The organism is Pseudomonas sp. GW821-FHT07F01, from assembly GCF_059418825.1.
Genome location: NZ_JBWKQO010000005.1, coordinates 539,757 through 556,209, shown reverse-complemented (window position 1 = coordinate 556,209; position 16,453 = coordinate 539,757). Strand labels below are relative to the sequence as shown.

Annotated in this window: 17 protein-coding genes; 5 read left to right on the top strand and 12 right to left on the bottom strand. The window is 63.2% G+C overall.

What is annotated here, in order from left to right:
- Positions 1 to 49: 49 nt before the first annotated feature.
- Both AC07R1_RS20910 and AC07R1_RS20905 read left to right on the top strand, forming a co-directional pair.
- On the top strand, positions 50 to 994 hold the full coding sequence (locus AC07R1_RS20910) for an alpha/beta hydrolase (RefSeq protein ID WP_011062854.1): 945 nt from the start codon (positions 50 to 52) through the stop codon (positions 992 to 994).
- A 49-nt stretch (positions 995 to 1,043) separates the two neighbouring features.
- Positions 1,044 to 1,514 carry a MaoC family dehydratase gene (locus AC07R1_RS20905; RefSeq protein WP_495110904.1) on the top strand — a complete coding sequence of 157 codons (471 nt, stop codon included), beginning with the start codon at positions 1,044 to 1,046 and terminating at the stop codon, positions 1,512 to 1,514.
- 67 nt (positions 1,515 to 1,581) lie between these two features.
- Here AC07R1_RS20905 and AC07R1_RS20900 read toward each other — a convergent pair whose 3' ends face one another.
- The 4 genes from AC07R1_RS20900 to AC07R1_RS20885 form a co-directional block, all read right to left on the bottom strand.
- Positions 1,582 to 2,448 (bottom strand): efflux RND transporter periplasmic adaptor subunit, encoded by an 867-nt coding sequence (locus tag AC07R1_RS20900; RefSeq protein WP_011062856.1) that lies wholly within the window; start codon positions 2,446 to 2,448, stop codon positions 1,582 to 1,584.
- Between the two features lie 10 nt (positions 2,449 to 2,458).
- Positions 2,459 to 2,665 carry a DUF1656 domain-containing protein gene (locus tag AC07R1_RS20895; RefSeq protein WP_495110903.1) on the bottom strand — a complete coding sequence of 69 codons (207 nt, stop codon included), beginning with the start codon at positions 2,663 to 2,665 and terminating at the stop codon, positions 2,459 to 2,461.
- A complete protein-coding gene (locus AC07R1_RS20890) occupies positions 2,652 to 4,640 on the bottom strand; it encodes an FUSC family protein (protein WP_125063705.1) in 1,989 nt (662 codons plus the stop codon). Before AC07R1_RS20890 ends, AC07R1_RS20895 begins: the two co-directional genes overlap by 14 nt.
- 157 nt (positions 4,641 to 4,797) lie before the next feature.
- Positions 4,798 to 5,265, bottom strand: coding sequence for a ferritin-like domain-containing protein (locus AC07R1_RS20885; protein WP_011062859.1), 468 nt, complete (start codon positions 5,263 to 5,265; stop codon positions 4,798 to 4,800).
- 232 nt (positions 5,266 to 5,497) lie between these two features.
- Here AC07R1_RS20885 and AC07R1_RS20880 point away from each other — a divergent pair, with 232 nt between their 5' ends.
- A complete protein-coding gene (locus AC07R1_RS20880; protein WP_015636734.1) occupies positions 5,498 to 5,734 on the top strand; it encodes a DUF3820 family protein in 237 nt (78 codons plus the stop codon).
- Between the two features lie 13 nt (positions 5,735 to 5,747).
- Positions 5,748 to 6,938: an aminotransferase class V-fold PLP-dependent enzyme gene (locus AC07R1_RS20875; RefSeq protein WP_495110902.1), complete on the top strand. Its 1,191-nt coding sequence runs from the start codon at positions 5,748 to 5,750 to the stop codon at positions 6,936 to 6,938.
- Positions 6,939 to 7,052: 114 nt separating this feature from the next.
- Here AC07R1_RS20875 and AC07R1_RS20870 read toward each other — a convergent pair whose 3' ends face one another.
- The 3 genes from AC07R1_RS20870 to zwf are packed head-to-tail and all read right to left on the bottom strand — an operon-like array spanning position 7,053 to position 9,905.
- Positions 7,053 to 7,718, bottom strand: coding sequence for a bifunctional 4-hydroxy-2-oxoglutarate aldolase/2-dehydro-3-deoxy-phosphogluconate aldolase (locus tag AC07R1_RS20870; protein WP_015636736.1), 666 nt, complete (start codon positions 7,716 to 7,718; stop codon positions 7,053 to 7,055).
- A 17-nt stretch (positions 7,719 to 7,735) separates the two neighbouring features.
- Positions 7,736 to 8,449: a 6-phosphogluconolactonase gene (pgl, locus tag AC07R1_RS20865; protein WP_015636737.1), complete on the bottom strand. Its 714-nt coding sequence runs from the start codon at positions 8,447 to 8,449 to the stop codon at positions 7,736 to 7,738.
- The gene (zwf, locus tag AC07R1_RS20860; RefSeq protein ID WP_015636738.1) at positions 8,436 to 9,905 is read right to left on the bottom strand and encodes a glucose-6-phosphate dehydrogenase; all 1,470 of its coding nucleotides are present in this window, start codon (positions 9,903 to 9,905) and stop codon (positions 8,436 to 8,438) included. Before zwf ends, pgl begins: the two co-directional genes overlap by 14 nt.
- Positions 9,906 to 10,217: 312 nt before the next feature.
- Here zwf and AC07R1_RS20855 point away from each other — a divergent pair, with 312 nt between their 5' ends.
- Positions 10,218 to 11,078, top strand: coding sequence for a MurR/RpiR family transcriptional regulator (locus AC07R1_RS20855; protein ID WP_169892262.1), 861 nt, complete (start codon positions 10,218 to 10,220; stop codon positions 11,076 to 11,078).
- A 31-nt stretch (positions 11,079 to 11,109) separates the two neighbouring features.
- Here the strand turns inward: AC07R1_RS20855 and AC07R1_RS20850 are convergent, their stop codons facing one another.
- The 5 genes from AC07R1_RS20850 to AC07R1_RS20830 form a co-directional block, all read right to left on the bottom strand.
- Entirely contained in the window at positions 11,110 to 11,964 is an 855-nt protein-coding gene (locus AC07R1_RS20850) for a D-hexose-6-phosphate mutarotase (RefSeq protein WP_019094568.1), read from the bottom strand.
- A gap of 128 nt (positions 11,965 to 12,092) precedes the next feature.
- Positions 12,093 to 13,442, bottom strand: a complete 1,350-nt coding sequence (locus tag AC07R1_RS20845) for a carbohydrate porin (protein ID WP_047288671.1) — start codon at positions 13,440 to 13,442, stop codon at positions 12,093 to 12,095.
- Positions 13,443 to 13,530: 88 nt separating this feature from the next.
- A complete protein-coding gene (locus AC07R1_RS20840) occupies positions 13,531 to 14,691 on the bottom strand; it encodes an ABC transporter ATP-binding protein (protein ID WP_015636741.1) in 1,161 nt (386 codons plus the stop codon).
- A gap of 3 nt (positions 14,692 to 14,694) precedes the next feature.
- Positions 14,695 to 15,540 (bottom strand): carbohydrate ABC transporter permease, encoded by an 846-nt coding sequence (locus AC07R1_RS20835; RefSeq protein WP_011062869.1) that lies wholly within the window; start codon positions 15,538 to 15,540, stop codon positions 14,695 to 14,697.
- Positions 15,533 to 16,441 carry a carbohydrate ABC transporter permease gene (locus tag AC07R1_RS20830; RefSeq protein WP_011062870.1) on the bottom strand — a complete coding sequence of 303 codons (909 nt, stop codon included), beginning with the start codon at positions 16,439 to 16,441 and terminating at the stop codon, positions 15,533 to 15,535. The genes AC07R1_RS20835 and AC07R1_RS20830 overlap by 8 nt, the downstream gene beginning before the upstream one ends.
- Positions 16,442 to 16,453: the final 12 nt, after the last annotated feature.

Below are 16,453 nucleotides of genomic sequence, written 5' to 3'. Positions count from 1 at the left end.
AGGCACCGATGCGCTATAAAGTGCAGCGTCTTCGAGCAAAGGAATCGCCATGACCCATGACACGTTCTGGTTGACCACGAGCGACCACCACCGCCTCTTCGTCAACCAGTGGCTGCCCGAACCGCCACTCAAGGCGGTGGTCCTGCTGTCCCACGGCATGGCCGAGCACAGCGGGCGCTATGCGCGCCTGGCCCAGGCCTTGTGCGCCGAAGGCTATGCCGTCTACGCCCCCGACCAGCGTGGCCACGGCAAGACGGCGGAACAGGGGGTGCTGGGCCACTACGCAGACCAGAACGGCTGGAGCAAGGTGGTCGGCGACCTGGCCAGCCTCAACCAGCACATCGGCCAGCAGCACCCCGGCACGCCCATCGTGCTTCTGGGCCACAGCATGGGCAGCTACATCGCCCAGGCCTATCTGCAACATCACAGCGCTAGCCTGCACGGGGCGATTCTCAGCGGCTCGAATTTCCAGCCGGTGGCGCTGTACCGCGTCGCCAGCCTGATCGCCCGCATCGAACGCTGGCGCCAGGGCGGCCAGGGGCGCAGCGCACTGATCGAATGGCTGTCCTTCGGTTCGTTCAACAAGGCGTTCAAACCCAATCGCACCGCCTTCGACTGGCTCAGCCGCGACCCGGCGGAAGTCGACAAGTACGTGGCCGATCCATTGTGCGGCTTTCGTTGCACCAACCAGTTGTGGATCGATCTGCTGGGCGGGCTGCAGCAAATCAGCAAGATTGCCAACCTCAAGCAGATCGATCCGGGCCTGCCGCTGCTGGTAATGGGTGGTGAATGTGATCCGGTGAGCGCTGGCAAGCGTCTCAAGGATCTGGCCAACGCGTTGCGCGAGGCCGGCAGCCAGTGCCTGCAACTCAATATCTACCCCCAGGCACGTCATGAGCTGTTCAACGAAAGCAACCGTGACCAAGTGACCCACGACGTGCTGGCCTGGCTCGACCAGGCCCTGCAGCACCGCCGGCCACCGCGGTCGGAATAGCCGGTGCGCAGCCAGTGCGCTTATTTATCTGTCAGAGGATTTCAGCAACATGACCCAGGTAACCAACACGCCTTACGAAGCCCTGGAAGTCGGCCAGACCGCCCAGTACAGCAAGACCGTCGAGGAGCGTGACATCCAGCTGTTCGCCGCCATGTCCGGCGACCACAACCCGGTGCACCTGGACCCAGAGTTCGCCGCCGCCACCATGTTCAAGGAGCGCATCGCCCACGGCATGTTCAGCGGTGCGCTGATCAGTGCCGCCGTGGCCTGCGAGCTGCCAGGCCCGGGCACCATCTACATCGGCCAGCAGATGAGCTTCCAGAAGCCGGTGAAGATTGGCGACACCCTGACCGTGCGCCTGGAGATCCTCGAAAAACTGCCCAAGTTCCGCGTGCGCATCGCCACCCGCGTGTTCAACCAGCGCGATGAGCAGGTGGTGGACGGCGAAGCCGAGATTCTCGCGCCACGCAAGCAACAGACCGTGACCCTGCCGACCCTGCCAGCCATCACCATCGGCTGAGTCTCGCTCCCCAGGAGCCGGCTTGTCGGCGAAGGCTATGCCGGCGCTTTCGCCGGCAAGCCGGCTCCTACTGTTTGCCGCCCTCCTCCACCTGCACACTGGCTGTCATGCCGGCGCTCAGGTTGATGCCTTCGGGCACCTTGTCGAGCTTGATCCGCACCGGAATCCGTTGGGCCAGGCGTACCCAGTTGAAGGTCGGCTCCACTTCCGCCAGCAGTTGCCCGTCAGGCGTGGCATTACGGTCGGTGATCCCCCGGCTGATGCTTTCCACATGGCCTTGCAGGGCATCACCGGCGCTCATCAGCCAGACCTTCACCGGGTCGCCGACCTGGATCCGCGGCAACTTGGTTTCCTCGAAATAGGCCTGGACATAGAAGGTCGAGTCATCGATCAGCGCCATCACCGGCTGCCCGGCATTGACGTAGTTGCCCTCGGCCAGGCGCAAGTTGGTGATATGCCCGTCACGGGGCGCATGCACCTGGCTACGGGCCAGGTTCAATTCGGCGACCTTGGCCTCGGCCTGGGCCTGGCGCAGCTCGCCACGGGCGATGCCGGCGTTGATCTGGGCGTTCTCGCGCAGCTCGGCGCTGATGGCCTGGGGGCCAAGAGCAGCGCGGCGGCTGGCTTCATGTTCGCGCAGGCTCAACTGCTGCTGGCGGGTCTGCACCACCGCCTGGGCTTTTTCCAGGGCGGCCTCGAAACGGTCGCGGTCGATACTCAGCAACAACTCGCCGGCCTTGACTGGCTGGTTGTCCGCCACCTTGAGCTCGCGCACCCAGCCGGACACATCCGGGGCGACTATCACCACGTCGGCGCGGATCCGCGCATCGCGGGTCCAGGGCGTCAGCATGTAGTACTGCCACAGGTGATAACCGGCAAAGATCGCCACCGCCACCAGGCAGAGGGTAAACACGACACGTACGGGTGTACGCATGATCAACTCCTTATAAGGGCCCCAGGACCAGCGTAATGACCGTCAAGACACAGACGTACAGGGCACAATCGAACAGTGCTTCGTGCCAGATCCAGCGGCCCAGCCCGGTTACCCGCACCAGCATCCGCAGGGCACCGGTCAGCACCAGCGCCAGCACCACATAATTCAGGAACGGGCTGAGCAGCACCCCGCCCAGCGACCACTCACGCAGCCCCATGACTTTCCTCCTGCTGCCGGCACCAACTGCGCCAGCTGCTTTGCAATTGCACGACGGCGCCCTGCGCCAGTTTCAACGCATCACTGGGCGGCTGCTGCCCCAGCGCCTCCAGCAGGGCCACGCTGGGCTGCTCCAGGGCATCCTGACGACTGCCCGCCGGGCCTTGTTCCAGAGTGCGCTGCAGGTGCTCGAAATAAGCTCGCTGCGCGGCGCCGACCGGTACCTGGGCCACCGCCAGGCTCAGGCGCAGGTGCATCAGTTCGTCGCCGATATCCAGGCCCAGCAGGCCATCGTCCCAGCGGCTGCGGGCCGGCTCCGGCAGTTCCGGATAATGCCGCGCCAGTTGCAACAGGCGGTCGGCCATGCGCCCGCCAAACCAGCTTTCCGCACCCCGCAGGTTGCGCCGGGTCAGGCGCACCAGGTCGTGCAGGGTCGCAGCCAGCAGGCGCCGGCCGTGCCACGCCGGGTTGCGCAGGATCAGCAGATGGAAGGCCAGCACCGCAGCGCCCACCCCCAGCACCATGGCCTGGGCGTTATTGAAGAAACTGGCAACATCGAAACTCATGCGGTTCATCGGCGAGATCAGCACGATGAAGTGCAGGCAGAACGAAGTGGCCGTGGCGCCGATCTGCGGCTTGGCCATGCCCAGGGCGCCGAAGAACAGCGGCACGCCCATGGCCATCGCCAGCATCGGGAAACCGCTCCACTGAGGCAGCAGGATCTGCCCCACCACGAAGGCTGCCGGAACCGCCAGAAAGATCCCGCGCATGAAGCTCATGCCGATCTGCGCCCCGTTCTCGCGGCTGGCGAACAGGCTGCAGACCACACAGGTCAGGAGCATCGCCCCGGAGGCCGCGGGCCAGGCGGTGGCCAGCCAGAAGCTGGCCACCGTCAGAAAAGCCAGGGCGCTGCGGGCGCCGAATACCAGGGCCAGCGACAAGTCGCGGTGAGGTGTCAGCGTCGCCGGCTGCACCATTGCCCCGCGCCCCTCCTGCACCGCTTCCAAGGCCTGGGTGGCAGCCAGGGCGGTGTCCAGCAACAAGCTGAAACGCGCCAGGCAGTAACTCTGCGCCGGGCTGATCGCCCCATCGCGGGAGGCCTCCAGCACCCGTGGCGACAAGGCTTGCAGGCTGGCACCCTCAGCGCTGTCCAGGGCCGCCAGGACCTGATCCATCCACGGCTGCAACCGCGCGGCTTCGACGCTATCCAACTGCTTCCACTGGCGCCGCACCGAACGGGAGATGCGCAGCAGCATCAACAGTTTCTGGCTCAGGCCACCGATCGCCCGGGCCCGCTGGCGGCCCAGCGGGCCTTCGAACCAGGCATGTTCGCGCTGGGCATCGACGGCGACGATGCGCCCGAGGATCTCCAGCAGGCCCTTGCGGGCCTGGGCATCCCCGGCCAGGGTCGCACGGGCCGCCTGCATCCCGCTGTGCCAGGCGCTGCGGGCCTGATCGGCCAACTGTCGCTCGACGCGCAGCGGCCAGAGCAGCGCGCTGCTGGCGGTGGCGCAGATGATACCCAGGGAAATCTCCGTACAGCGGGCCACCGCCTGGTCGAAGATCCCCAGGGGATGGCTGATGGCCGGCAAGGCAATGATGGCCACGGTGTAGCCGGCCAGCACGAAGGAGTAGGACCAGGCACTGCGCAACAGGGTCGAACTGGCCGTACACAACCCCAGCCACAGCGCCAGGGCCAGGAGGAACAGCCAGGGGGTCTGGGCGAACAGCCCCATGAACAGCACCGACATAAGGGTGCCCACCAAGGTCCCCAACAGCCGCGCCAGACCTTTTTGCAAGACCATGCCGGACAGCGGCTGAGCCACGATGAATGCGGTCATCAGGGCCCAGGCCGGTTGCTCCAGCCCCCAGCGCAATGCCAGCCACAGCGCTACCCCACCACCGAGCAGGGTCTTGATCGCGAACTGCAATGCAGGAAGGTTGGGAGCAAGCAGGGCTTGCAGGGTAATGGGCACGGCTGGCAACTCTTGGCAGGACAAACACAACGATAGTCGCGATAGGCATCAGCGAAGCTGGGCTAATTATTAGCTAGCTAACTAAATACCGTCCAGCATTAAATTACCGGCATAAAAAAACGCCAGACTGGCTGGCGTTTTTGACAGGTTTTGACCCTTACGAACGGGCGCGTGCCTGATTGCGCAGGGCCTTGACCTGGTCGTGATTGCGTTGCACGCCGTGGTACTGGCGCTCTACCACATCACGAATGCCCACCAGGTTGTGCTTGTTGATCTTCTCCAGAGCCTCCTTGTAGGCCTTCAGTGCATGGTCTTCACCACGCTCGGCTTCGTTGAGCACCGCCTCCTCGTCCTTGCCGGTCACCAGGGACTTGAGGTCGACCCAGCGACGGTGCAGGTCGCCGCTGACACTGGTGGAGGTTTCCGGATCACCGCCCATGGAGCGCACTACCGACTGCAGTTCTGCCGCGGCCGTGGCGCAATCGGTGGAGCGCTTGATGAACAGCGCCTTGAGCTCGGGGTGCTTGATGTCTTCGGCACAGGTCTTGAACCCTTCCTGACCGTCCTTGCTGGTCTCGATCAGGCTGTTGAGTACCGAAATAGCTTCTTTGTTCAAGTCAGTCATTTTCTGGTTCCTTGTGGGTTGCGAGAATTGGGTTAACTCGAGAGTTGAGTTAGTTGAGTTAACTGTTGCACCCGCCATGCCAGACTTGGATTATATTTTTATTCCTTATTATTCAATGGCTTAGAAAATATACAAAAATCTGTATCCGAGTTATTTGCATGATCTGTCATTTGGCCTCCATGCAGAATGCCTGTATTTTCCAAGGCTCTTGAATGACACGACAGCCCCCGCCATGACCCCTGAAACTCTTGAACTGCTGGTCACCCGGGAAATGCCCTTCGGCAAATACAAGGGCCGAATCCTGGCCGACCTGCCCGGCCCCTACCTGAACTGGTTCGCCCGGGAAGGTTTTCCCAAGGGCGAACTCGGCGGCCTGCTGGCCCTGATGCAGGAAATCGACCACAACGGCCTTAGCGACCTGCTCGATCCCCTGCGGGCCAAACACGGCAAACCCAAACCCCGTCACTGAAAAAGAGCCCTCCATGCCAAGGACTGCAGCCACACTTGCCCACGACGAAGATCATTGGCAGGGCATCGCTCGCCAGTTCGACATCGAGCCGGGGCCGATCAACCTGGAAAACGGCTACTTCGGGCGCATGACCCGCAGCGTGGCCCAGGAGTACCAGCACAACATCCAGTGGGTGAACCGCAGCAACTCGCTGCTGGTGCGCCAGCGCTTCGAGCAGATCGACGCGCTGGACATCCGCCGCCAACTGGCGGCGCTGCTGCAGGCGCCGGAAAACGCCGTGGCCCTGACCCGCTGTGCCTCCGACGCCCTGCAATCGCTGATCCGCAACTACAACCGCCTGCAACCGGGCGACCAGGTGCTGCTCAGCGACCTGGAGTACGACACGGTCAAGAGCGCCATGCGCTGGCTGGCCCGCCAGCGCGGCGTCGAAGTGATAGAGATCGTCCACCGGCATCCTGCCAGTTTTGACAGCCTTGTAAGCACCTACAAAGGCGCTTTCGAGCGCTACCCACGGCTCAAGCTGATGCCCCTGACCTATGTCACCCATCGCAGCGGGCTGGTGATGCCGGTCCGGGCAATTGCCGCCGCCGCTCGGGAACACGGGGTCGACATCATCCTCGACGGCGCCCACGCCCTGGGCCAGATCGACTTCGACCTTCGCGACCTGGGCATCGCCTTCGCCGGTTTCAACCTGCACAAGTGGATCGGCGCACCGCTGAGCCTGGGCTTTGTGTATATCCACCCCGAACGCCTGGAAGACATCGACCCGGACATGGACGAGTTCCATTTTCCCCGTGACGACGTGCGCGCCCGTACGCCCTACAGCACGCCAAACATTCCGGCGCTTATGACCCTGCCCCGGGTGTTCGAGGAACACCGGGCGATGGGTGGTGCGGCGGCCAAGGGCGCGCGCCTGAACTACCTGCGCCATAGCTGGAGCGAAGCGGTGCGCGAAATGGACGGGCTGGAAGTCATGACCCCGCAGGACCCGCGCCTGTGCTGCGCCATCAGCGCTGTGCGCTTCACCCGCCACCAGGACCAGCAAGCCCTGGCGGATCGCCTGCTACGGGACTACAACCTGTTTACCGTGGCCCGCAATGGCGCAGGGTTCGGCACCTGCATCCGCATCACTCCGGGGCTGACCACTCCCCTTGCGCATATGCAGCAGTTGATCGAAGCCCTCACCGACCTGGCCGGCCGGTAAGCCCTGCCCACCTGTCGCGCGCCGGGCAGCGCTATTCTCCAGGCAAAAAAAAACGGTGCGCCGACCAAGCGCACCGTAAAGCCGTAGAACACACCAACGAATCGGGTAGAACCTTCAGTCCAGAAGGGCCAGGGCCTCGGCCGTGCACTCCTGGATCCGTGCCCAGTCGCCGTTCTTGATCCACTCGGGATCGAGCATCCAGCTACCGCCGACACACATCACATTCTTGAGCGCCATGTAGCTCTTGATATTGGCCGGGCCGACGCCGCCGGTAGGGCAGAACTTGACCTCGCCGAACGGCCCGCCCAGGGCCTTGATCGCCGCCACGCCACCACTGACTTCCGCCGGGAACAGCTTGAAGCGGCGATAGCCCAGGGCATAACCCTCCATGATCCCGGAAGCATTGCTGATCCCCGGCAGCAGGGGAATCGGGCTGGCCACGCTGGCTTGCAGCAGGTCGCGGGTGATCCCCGGGGTGACGATGAACTGCGAACCTGCCGCCTCCGCCGCCACCAGCATCTGCGGGTCGAGCACGGTGCCGGCACCGGTCACCAGCTCCGGGCGCTGTTCGCGCAGGATCTGGATCGCCTTGAGGCCGAACTGCGAACGCAGGGTCACTTCCAGGGCGGTCAGGCCGCCGGCCGCCAGGGCATCGGCCAGCGGCAGGACATCCTGCTCGCGGGCAATGGTGATCACCGGCAGGATCCGCGCCTTGGCGCAGAGGCTGTCGATCAGGGCAACTTTGTCCGCCATGGAAACGGTCGGGGCGAGGTTTGTCATAGCGGCTGATCCTTGGCTCATGGGCACCAGTAAATCTCTAACGGGGTTTGCAGGAAGGCGCGAATCGGCATTTCGGCGACAGCGTCACCAGCCAGTGCGGCGCTCAGGGTGGTCAGCTTGGACTGACCGGAAATCGACAACAGGCTGTTGCGGGCCGAAGCCAGCAATGCCCGGCTCATGCTCAGGCGCTGATGGGGCACGCTGGGCGCCAGCATCGGCCAGCAGCGACGAGTGCCATCGGCCTTGAGCGCTTCAGCCAGGTTCGGGCTGTTGGGAAACAGCGACGCGGTGTGGCCGTCATCCCCCATGCCCAGCACCAGCACATCGATGCCTGGCAGTTCGGCCAGCAGACTGTCCGCTTGCAGGGCAGCCTCTTCAAGATTGGCCGCCGCACTGTAGAGGCCGAGGAAGCGAGCCTTGGCCACTGGCCCCTGGAGCAGGTAGCGCTTGAGCAGGCCCGCATTGCTGTCGGCATGCTCCACAGGCACCCAGCGCTCGTCCGCCAGGGTGATCAGCACCTTGGACCAATCCAGCTCCTGCTTCACCAGGGCCTGGAAAAACGCCACCGGGCTACGGCCACCGGACACCACCAGGGTGGCGTTGCCGCGCACGGCAATGGCCTCGCGCAGCAGCTCGGCCACCTTCAGCGCCTGGCCTTCAGCCAGCAGCGTGGGGCTGCGGAATTCGTGGGCGCGCACGCCCGCCGGCAGTTGCAAATCAGATATCGCCATACCAAGACCTCCCATCCCGCGTGATCAGTGCAATGGAGCTCATCGGCCCCCAGGACCCGGCCGCGTACGGCTTGGGCGCATCGCCGGATTTCTTCCACCCGGCAATCAACTGGTCACACCACTTCCACGCGGCTTCGATTTCATCTTTGCGCACAAACAGGTTCTGATTGCCGCGCATCACTTCCAGCAACAACCGCTCGTAGGCATCGGGGATCCGTGCACTGCGATAGGTATCGGAAAAATTCAGCTGCAACGGACCGCTGCGCAGTTGCATGCCCTTGTCCAGGCCCTGCTCCTTGGTCATCACCCGCAACGAGATACCTTCGTCCGGCTGCAGGCGGATGATCAGCTTGTTGCTGATCTGCAGGCGCTGCTCGGGGGCGAAGATATAGTGCGAGGGTTCCTTGAAGTGGATGACGATCTGCGACAGCTTCTGTGGCATGCGCTTGCCGGTGCGCAGGTAGAACGGCACACCGGCCCAGCGCCAGTTGCGGATATCGGCGCGCAGGGCGACGAAGGTCTCGGTGTCGCTCTGGGTGTTGGAGTTTTCTTCCTCCAGGTAGCCCGGCACCGACTGGCCTTCGCTGTGGCCGGCGATGTACTGGCCGCGCACCACCTGGGTGGTCAGGCCTTCCGGGCTGATGGGCGCCAGGGCCTTGAGCACCTTGACCTTCTCGTCGCGGATGCTGTCGGCCGAAAGGTCGGCCGGCGGGTCCATGGCGATCAGGCAGAGCAGTTGCAGCAAGTGGTTCTGGATCATGTCCCGCAGCTGGCCGGCCTTGTCGAAATAGCCCCAGCGACCTTCGATGCCGACCTTCTCGGCCACGGTGATTTCCACATGGGAGATGTAGTTCTGGTTCCACTGGGTTTCGAACAGGCTGTTGGCGAAACGCAGGGCAATCAGGTTCTGCACCGTTTCCTTGCCCAGGTAGTGGTCGATCCGGTAGATGCGGGTTTCCGGGAAGAACTGCGCCACCGCGTCGTTGACCTTGCGTGATGAATCCAGGTCCGAGCCGATGGGTTTTTCCAGGACCACACGGGTGTGCTGGTTGAGCCCGACCCGGGAGAGGTTTTCGCAGATCGCGCCATACACCGCCGCCGGCGTGGCGAAGTAGGCAATCAGGCGCTGCTCGCTGCCGACACGTTCGGCCAGGGCGACGTAGTCCTCGGCCTTGAGGAAGTCCACATGCAGGTAGCTCAGGCGGGCGAGAAAACGCTGCAGGACCTGGCTATCGATATCCTTGTCGCCGACATACTTGTGCAGCTCGGTTTCGATATTCGCCAGGTGTTCCTGCTCGCTGCCAGGCTCGCGGGCCAGGGCCAGGATGCGCGTGTCGTCATGCAGCAAACCGGCGGCATCGAGTTGGTACAGGGCAGGAAACAGCTTACGCAGCGCCAGATCGCCCAGCGCGCCAAACAAGGCAAAGGTGCAGGGTTCAACCGTTATCGAAGGCATGATGTTTGTTCTTTTATCAAGTTAAGCTACAAATACCTTTTTTCAAGGCATCACTCAAGGAAAAATGTAGTAATAAACACAACATTTTTACAAAATACAGATTCCAGGTGGTGGTCGATCCGGGCCATCAGTAGGATAGGCCACCTCTCAACTTCGCATTGCAGGCGCGCCAGCGACCCGGTGCGCAGCGCAATCGCAGCAAGCTCAAAAGGCCTGCACCGACAATCCGTCGGCGCGCCTTGCTCGATTGACCGCTTCCCGGCCCTGCCCGCAGCGCCTGTCTAGCCGATCTAGGAAACCTTAATGGACCGAGTGCGAAACCTTCTGGAGCAGATCCAGAACCGTCTTGAAGAACTGAACAAGGCGGAACGTAAAGTCGCCGAAGTCATCCTGCTCAACCCGCAGCAGGCGACTCGCTTCAGCATCGCCGCCCTGGCCCAGGCTGCCTCGGTCAGCGAACCGACGGTCAATCGCTTCTGCCGCTCCTTTGGCGTCAGCGGCTACCCGGAACTCAAGCTGCAACTGGCCCAGAGCCTGGCCAGCGGTGCGGCCTATGTCAGCCGTGCCGTGGAGGCCGACGACAACCCAGAAGCCTACACGCAAAAGATTTTCGGCAGCGCCATCGCCTCCCTGGACAGCGCCTGCCAGGCCCTGGACCCGAACCTGATCAGCAAGGCCGTGGACTTGTTGATCCAGGCCCGGCAGATCCACTTCTTCGGTCTCGGCGCCTCGGCCCCGGTGGCCCTGGACGCCCAGCACAAGTTCTTCCGCTTCAACCTCGCCGTCACCGCCCACGCCGATGTGCTGATGCAACGGATGATCGCGTCGGTGGCTCATACCGGCGAATTGTTCGTGATCATTTCCTACACCGGCCGCACCCGCGAACTGGTGGAAGTGGCGCGTATCGCACGGGAAAACGGCGCCTCGGTGCTGGGGCTGACCGCAGAAAACTCGCCACTGGCCAAGGCCAGCACCTTGAGCCTGAACATCCCGCTGCCGGAAGACACCGACATCTACATGCCGATGACCTCGCGGATCATCCAGCTCACCGTGCTCGACGTGCTGGCCACCGGCATGACCCTGCGCCGCGGCGTGGATTTCCAGCCACACCTGCGCAAGATCAAGGAAAGCCTCAACGCCAGCCGCTACCCGGTGGGCGACGAGTTCAACTGAAGCCGGGCCGGTTCGCCGGCCAGCCGGCTCCCTACCCCGCAGCGCGCGCCTGCAAGCTCAGGTGCGCTTGCTCCCCGGGCGCCAGGCGCAGGCTGTCGGTGCCACCCACAGCCGCTTCGACACAGACGAACCGCGACACCTCATTCCAGCTCACCCCCAGCAGCGGCCGGGTGCCGGGGTGCCAGACCACGGTGTCGGCATGGTCACCGGTATCGATGCACAACTCGCGCTGCCAGGCGTGATCCTTGAGCTGCAACTCACCCTCGTGCTGGAACACCCGCTGGCAACCGCCCTCGACCCGCAACTCGCCCTGCTGCTGGCAGACCTGACGGTTCAACTGGTCATAACCCTGGGCGCCATCGAGCCCAGACAGCGCTATCTCGCCGACATCACCAATACGCCAGTAGGCGTGCAGAGCCTGGCTCAACTGGCAGGGTTCGGTGTCCTGGTGCTCGGTGCTCAGGCGTAGGTCCATGCTCTGGCCCAGGTGCGCATGCAGGTCGACCTTCCAGTCGCACAACTGCAATTGCCAGTGCAGGCGCACGCCCTCTTCATCACTGCTGCTGTCCAGCAGCTTCCAGTCCAGCAGCCGCGCCCAGCCATGGGAAGGCCAGGCATTTTCGCTGGGATGGCGCCCATACCAGGGCCAGCACACCGGCACTCCGCCACGGATCGCCCCCACCTGCGGCCACTTCGCCGCACACCACAGCCAGGGTTTTTGTCCGGCCGGCTGGAAGTGCAGCAACTGGGCACCCTGACGACTGAACACGGCCTGGCACAGCGGGTGATCGATCACCAGCACGTCACGCAGTTGATAACGCTCCCAGGCAAACACCGGGCGCTCGCGCAAGGATCTGAAAAAGCGTTGTAGCGGATGCTCATGCATGGGCCGCAGTCCTGAAAATCAATGCTGTCTCGCTACTCATGAGGGGGGCGCCGGCCCGACAAAAAAAAGCGGACGGCCCAGGCCATCCGCAAAATGCGCACAGAGAGAAGGAGCTTATCGCAACGGCCTTAGAACACCGACTGAATTTTCAGGCCGGCCACCAGCGCGTTGTCGACTTCATCCACACCACCCGGGTGGGTGATGTATTGCAGGTTGGGGCGCACGGTCAGCCAGTTGGTGACGTGGAAGCCATAGTTGATCTCGTAGTTGTATTCGGTGTCGCGCAGCGGCATGTACAGCGGGTTGTCGTAGTTGCTGATGCCGTTGTCCTCGTTGATCAGCTGGGCGTTCTTGCGCACATCGTCGTTGACGTGGATCCGAGCAAAACCGATGCCGACGTCATCTTTGGGACGCGCATCGAACGGCCCCTTGTACACGAACATCAGCGACTGGTAGTTGTCGACGACGTTGGTGTCCTTGTCGTGGAAGGTGGCGTTGGCGGCGATGTTCAGGCCCCGGGAAGCGTCACCGTTGTGGGTGGTGAGTTGCTGCTGCCCGACGAACCAGTAGCCGTGCTTGCTGTTGTGCACGCGATAGGCATCGCCGGTGTCCGCGGCATCCTGACCATTGACGTCCTTGCGCACATCATTGGCATCGGCCGTGCTCTTGTAGTAACCGACGCGGTACTCGCCCGGCAGGCTGTTGAGCTTGGGCGACCAGACCAGTTCCACCGGCAACACAGTGCCCTTGGTGCCGCTGCCGCTGAGCTTGAAGCCGTTGCCGTGCTCCAGTTGCGACGGGTTCTGGTTGTAGGCGCCGATTTGCGCATACAGCTCGGGGGTGATGTTGTACTTGATGCGCAGCGCCGCCTGGCTGACCGGCCAGTTGTACCAGATGCCGGTGGCCCAGTTGCCCACCTGGGAGCCGCAGAACGCCAGGTTCTGGAAGTCGCAGGGGAAGGTGTTGAAGTCTTCGCCTTCGCCGAAGTAGCCGGCCTTGACGTCCAGCTTGCCGTCGAGGAACTGGTGCTGAACCCACAACTGGGTCAAGCGGACCATGTGCCCCCGGCCATAGACCTCCTGGGAGGAGCTCAAGGTGCCGGCACGCGGGTCGCCGATGCGGTCGTTGGAGATGTTCTGGCCGTTACGGTTGGTCAGCTGGATCTTGGCCTGGGTGTTGTCCCAGCCCAAAAGCTTCTGCAGGTCGAACGCCACGCCCAGGCCGAACTGGTCGCTGTAGCGCCCGGTCTTGTCGTCGTTGTAACCACCATGCAGGTTGGCGCCCATTTCACCGACGTAGTCGGCCTTGATGTCGATCCCCTGCTCGATCAGCTTGGTGCGCTCGCCGCCCCAGTCGCCGGTCATCCATTTCGAATCGGCGCTGAACGCCTCATCGGCCATGGCATTGCCGGACAGGACCAGGGCCGCCACCGCCGACAACTGGCAGAGCAATCGGGTGTTGCTGTGTTGCTTTTTCATCCCTACATCCTCGTCTTTATTGTTATTAACGATTTATCCAACGCGGTTTACAGCAATGGCGACGGATGACAGGCCATCCGTCACGGATTCAGCGGCCCTTGAACTGCGCCACATTGCCGCCCCGGGCCTCTGTCACCGGTGCCCCGGCGGCGCCCAGGCGTTCGCCGCTCTGGGCGTCGAACAACAGCACCCGGGCCGGATCGAACTGCAGTGTCAGGGTTTCCCCGGCCTCGGGGGCCTGGTCCGGTGCCAGGCGGCAGCAGACCTTGGTGCCATTGAGCGTGACGAACACCAGGGTGTCGGGGCCGGTGGGCTCGATCACCTGGACCTCGGCACGAATGGTCGGCAGGCCGTTGGCCTCGCCCGCGGCCAGGGCGATCTGTTCCGGGCGAATGCCGAGGATCACCTCACGGTCTTCCAGCCCGGCATCCTGGGGCCCCAGGGGCAGCTCGCAGCGAGCCTGGCCACTGTCCAGCAGGGCCAGCAGGCGGCCATCCTTGCGCTGCAGGCGCAGGGGGATGAAGTTCATCGGTGGCGAACCGATGAAGCTGGCCACGAACAGGTTGGCCGGGTCGTTGTAGATCTGCTTCGGGGTGCCGAACTGCTGGATGATCCCGTCCTTCATCACCGCCACCTTGTCACCCAGGGTCATGGCTTCGATCTGGTCGTGGGTGACATAGACCGTGGTGGTTTTCAGACGCTGGTGCATCAGCTTCATTTCTGTGCGCATCTCCACCCGCAGCTTGGCGTCGAGGTTGGACAGCGGCTCGTCGAACAGGTAGATCTTCGGCCGCCGGGCCAGGGCCCGGCCCATTGCCACCCGTTGCTGCTGGCCACCGGAGAGCTGGCCCGGCTTGCGGGTGAGCAGGTGCTCGATCTGCAGCAGCTTGGCCACCCGTGCCACTTCCGCGTCGATCTCGGCGGCGGGCATCTTGCGGATCTTCAGGCCGAAGGCGATGTTGTCGCGCACGCTCATGGTCGGGTACAGCGCGTAGGACTGGAACACCATGGCGATGTCACGATCTTTGGGGCTCATGCCGCTGATGTCGGCGTCGTCCACCAGGATCGCCCCGCCACTGATGTTCTCAAGGCCCGCGATGCAGTTCATCAGGGTGGATTTGCCGCAGCCGGATGGGCCGACGAGGATCAGGAATTCACCGTCATCGATCTTCAGCTCGATGTTCTTCAGGGTGTCCGGCAAGCCGGCACCGTAGGTCTTGTTGACGTTGCGTAATTCGAGAGTTGCCATGCCTTACCCCTTGACCGCGCCGGACGTCAGCCCGCGCAGGAAATACTTGCCGGCGAAGATGTAGACCAGCAGTGTCGGCAGCCCGGCGATCATCGCCGCTGCCATATCAACGTTGTATTCCTTGGCCCCGGTGCTGGTGTTGACCAGGTTGTTCAGGGCCACGGTGATCGGTTGCGCGTCGCCACTGGCGAACACCACGCCGAAGAGGAAATCGTTCCAGATCTGGGTGAACTGCCAGATCAGGCAGACCATGATGATCGGCACCGACATCGGCAGCAGGATCTTGCCGAAGATGGTGAAGAACCCGGCACCGTCCAGGCGCGCAGCCTTGACCAGCGCATCCGGCACGCTCACGTAGTAGTTGCGAAAGAACAAAGTGGTGAAGGCCAGCCCGTAGACCACGTGCACCAGCACCAGGCCGGTGGTGGTGTTGGCCAGGCCGAACTTGCCCAGGGTGAACGAAGCCGGCAGCAGCACCGTCTGGAACGGCAGGAAGCAGCCGAACAGCAGCAGGCCGAAGAACAGCTGGGAGCCGCGAAAGCGCCACATCGACAGCACGTAGCCGTTCATTGCACCGATGAAGGTGGAGATCAGCACCGCCGGCACGGTGATCTTCACCGAGTTCCAGAAGTAGCCACCGACAGTGTCCCAGGCCTTGATCCAGCCGATGCCGTCCACCACCTGTGGCCAGCTCAAAAGGTTGCCGGTGCGGATATCCTCCGGGGTCTTGAAGCTGGTGAGCAGCATCACCACCAGCGGTATCAGGTACACCGCCGCCGCCAGCAGCAGGGTGGCGTAGATGGCGATCCGGCTGAAGTTCAGGGTCGGTTTGCCAAGGGAGTCAGTCATGGCGCTTGCCCCGCAGTTCGGAATACAGGTACGGCACAAGGATGGTCAGCACGGCGCCCAGCATCAGCATGGCGCTGGCCGAACCTATGCCCATCTGGCCGCGGCTGAAGGTGAAGGAATACATGAACATCGCCGGCAGGTCGGAGGAATAGCCCGGCCCGCCCGCGGTCATCGCCGCCACCAGGTCGAAGCTCTTGATGGCGATGTGGGCGAGGATCATGAAGGCACTGAAGAACACCGGCCGCAGGCTCGGCAGGACAATCTTCAGGTAGATGGTCGGCAGGCTCGCGCCGTCCACCTGGGCGGCGCGGATGATCGACTGGTCGACACCCCGCAGGCCGGCGAGGAACATCGCCATGACAAAGCCCGAGGCCTGCCACACCGCGGCGATCACCAGGCAGTACACCACCCGGTCCTGATCCACCAGCCAGTCCAGGCGAAAGCCTTCCCAGCCCCAGTCGCGAAGCATCTTGTCCAGGCCCAGGCCGGGGTTGAGCAACCACTTCCAGGCGGTACCGGTGACGATCATCGACAGCGCCATGGGGTACAGGTACACGGTGCGGATAAAGCCTTCCTTGCGGATGCGCTGGTCCAGCAGCACCGCGAGGAACACTCCCAGCACCAGGCTGATGGCGATGAACATGCCGCCGAAGACCGCGAGGTTCTTGCTCGCCACCCACCAGCGGTCGTTGTCCATCAAGCGCAGGTATTGCTGCAGGCCGACCCACTTGTAGCTCGGCATGAAGCTGGAATTGGTAAAGGACAGAATGAACGTCCAGATGATGTAGCCGTAGAAACCCACCAGCACGATCACCATGCTCGGTGCCAGCACCAGCTTGGGTAGCCAGCGCTGCAATGCATCTAACGGTGAGGCTTTGCTGAAAACCGCCACAGAGCTCATCGGAATAACCCA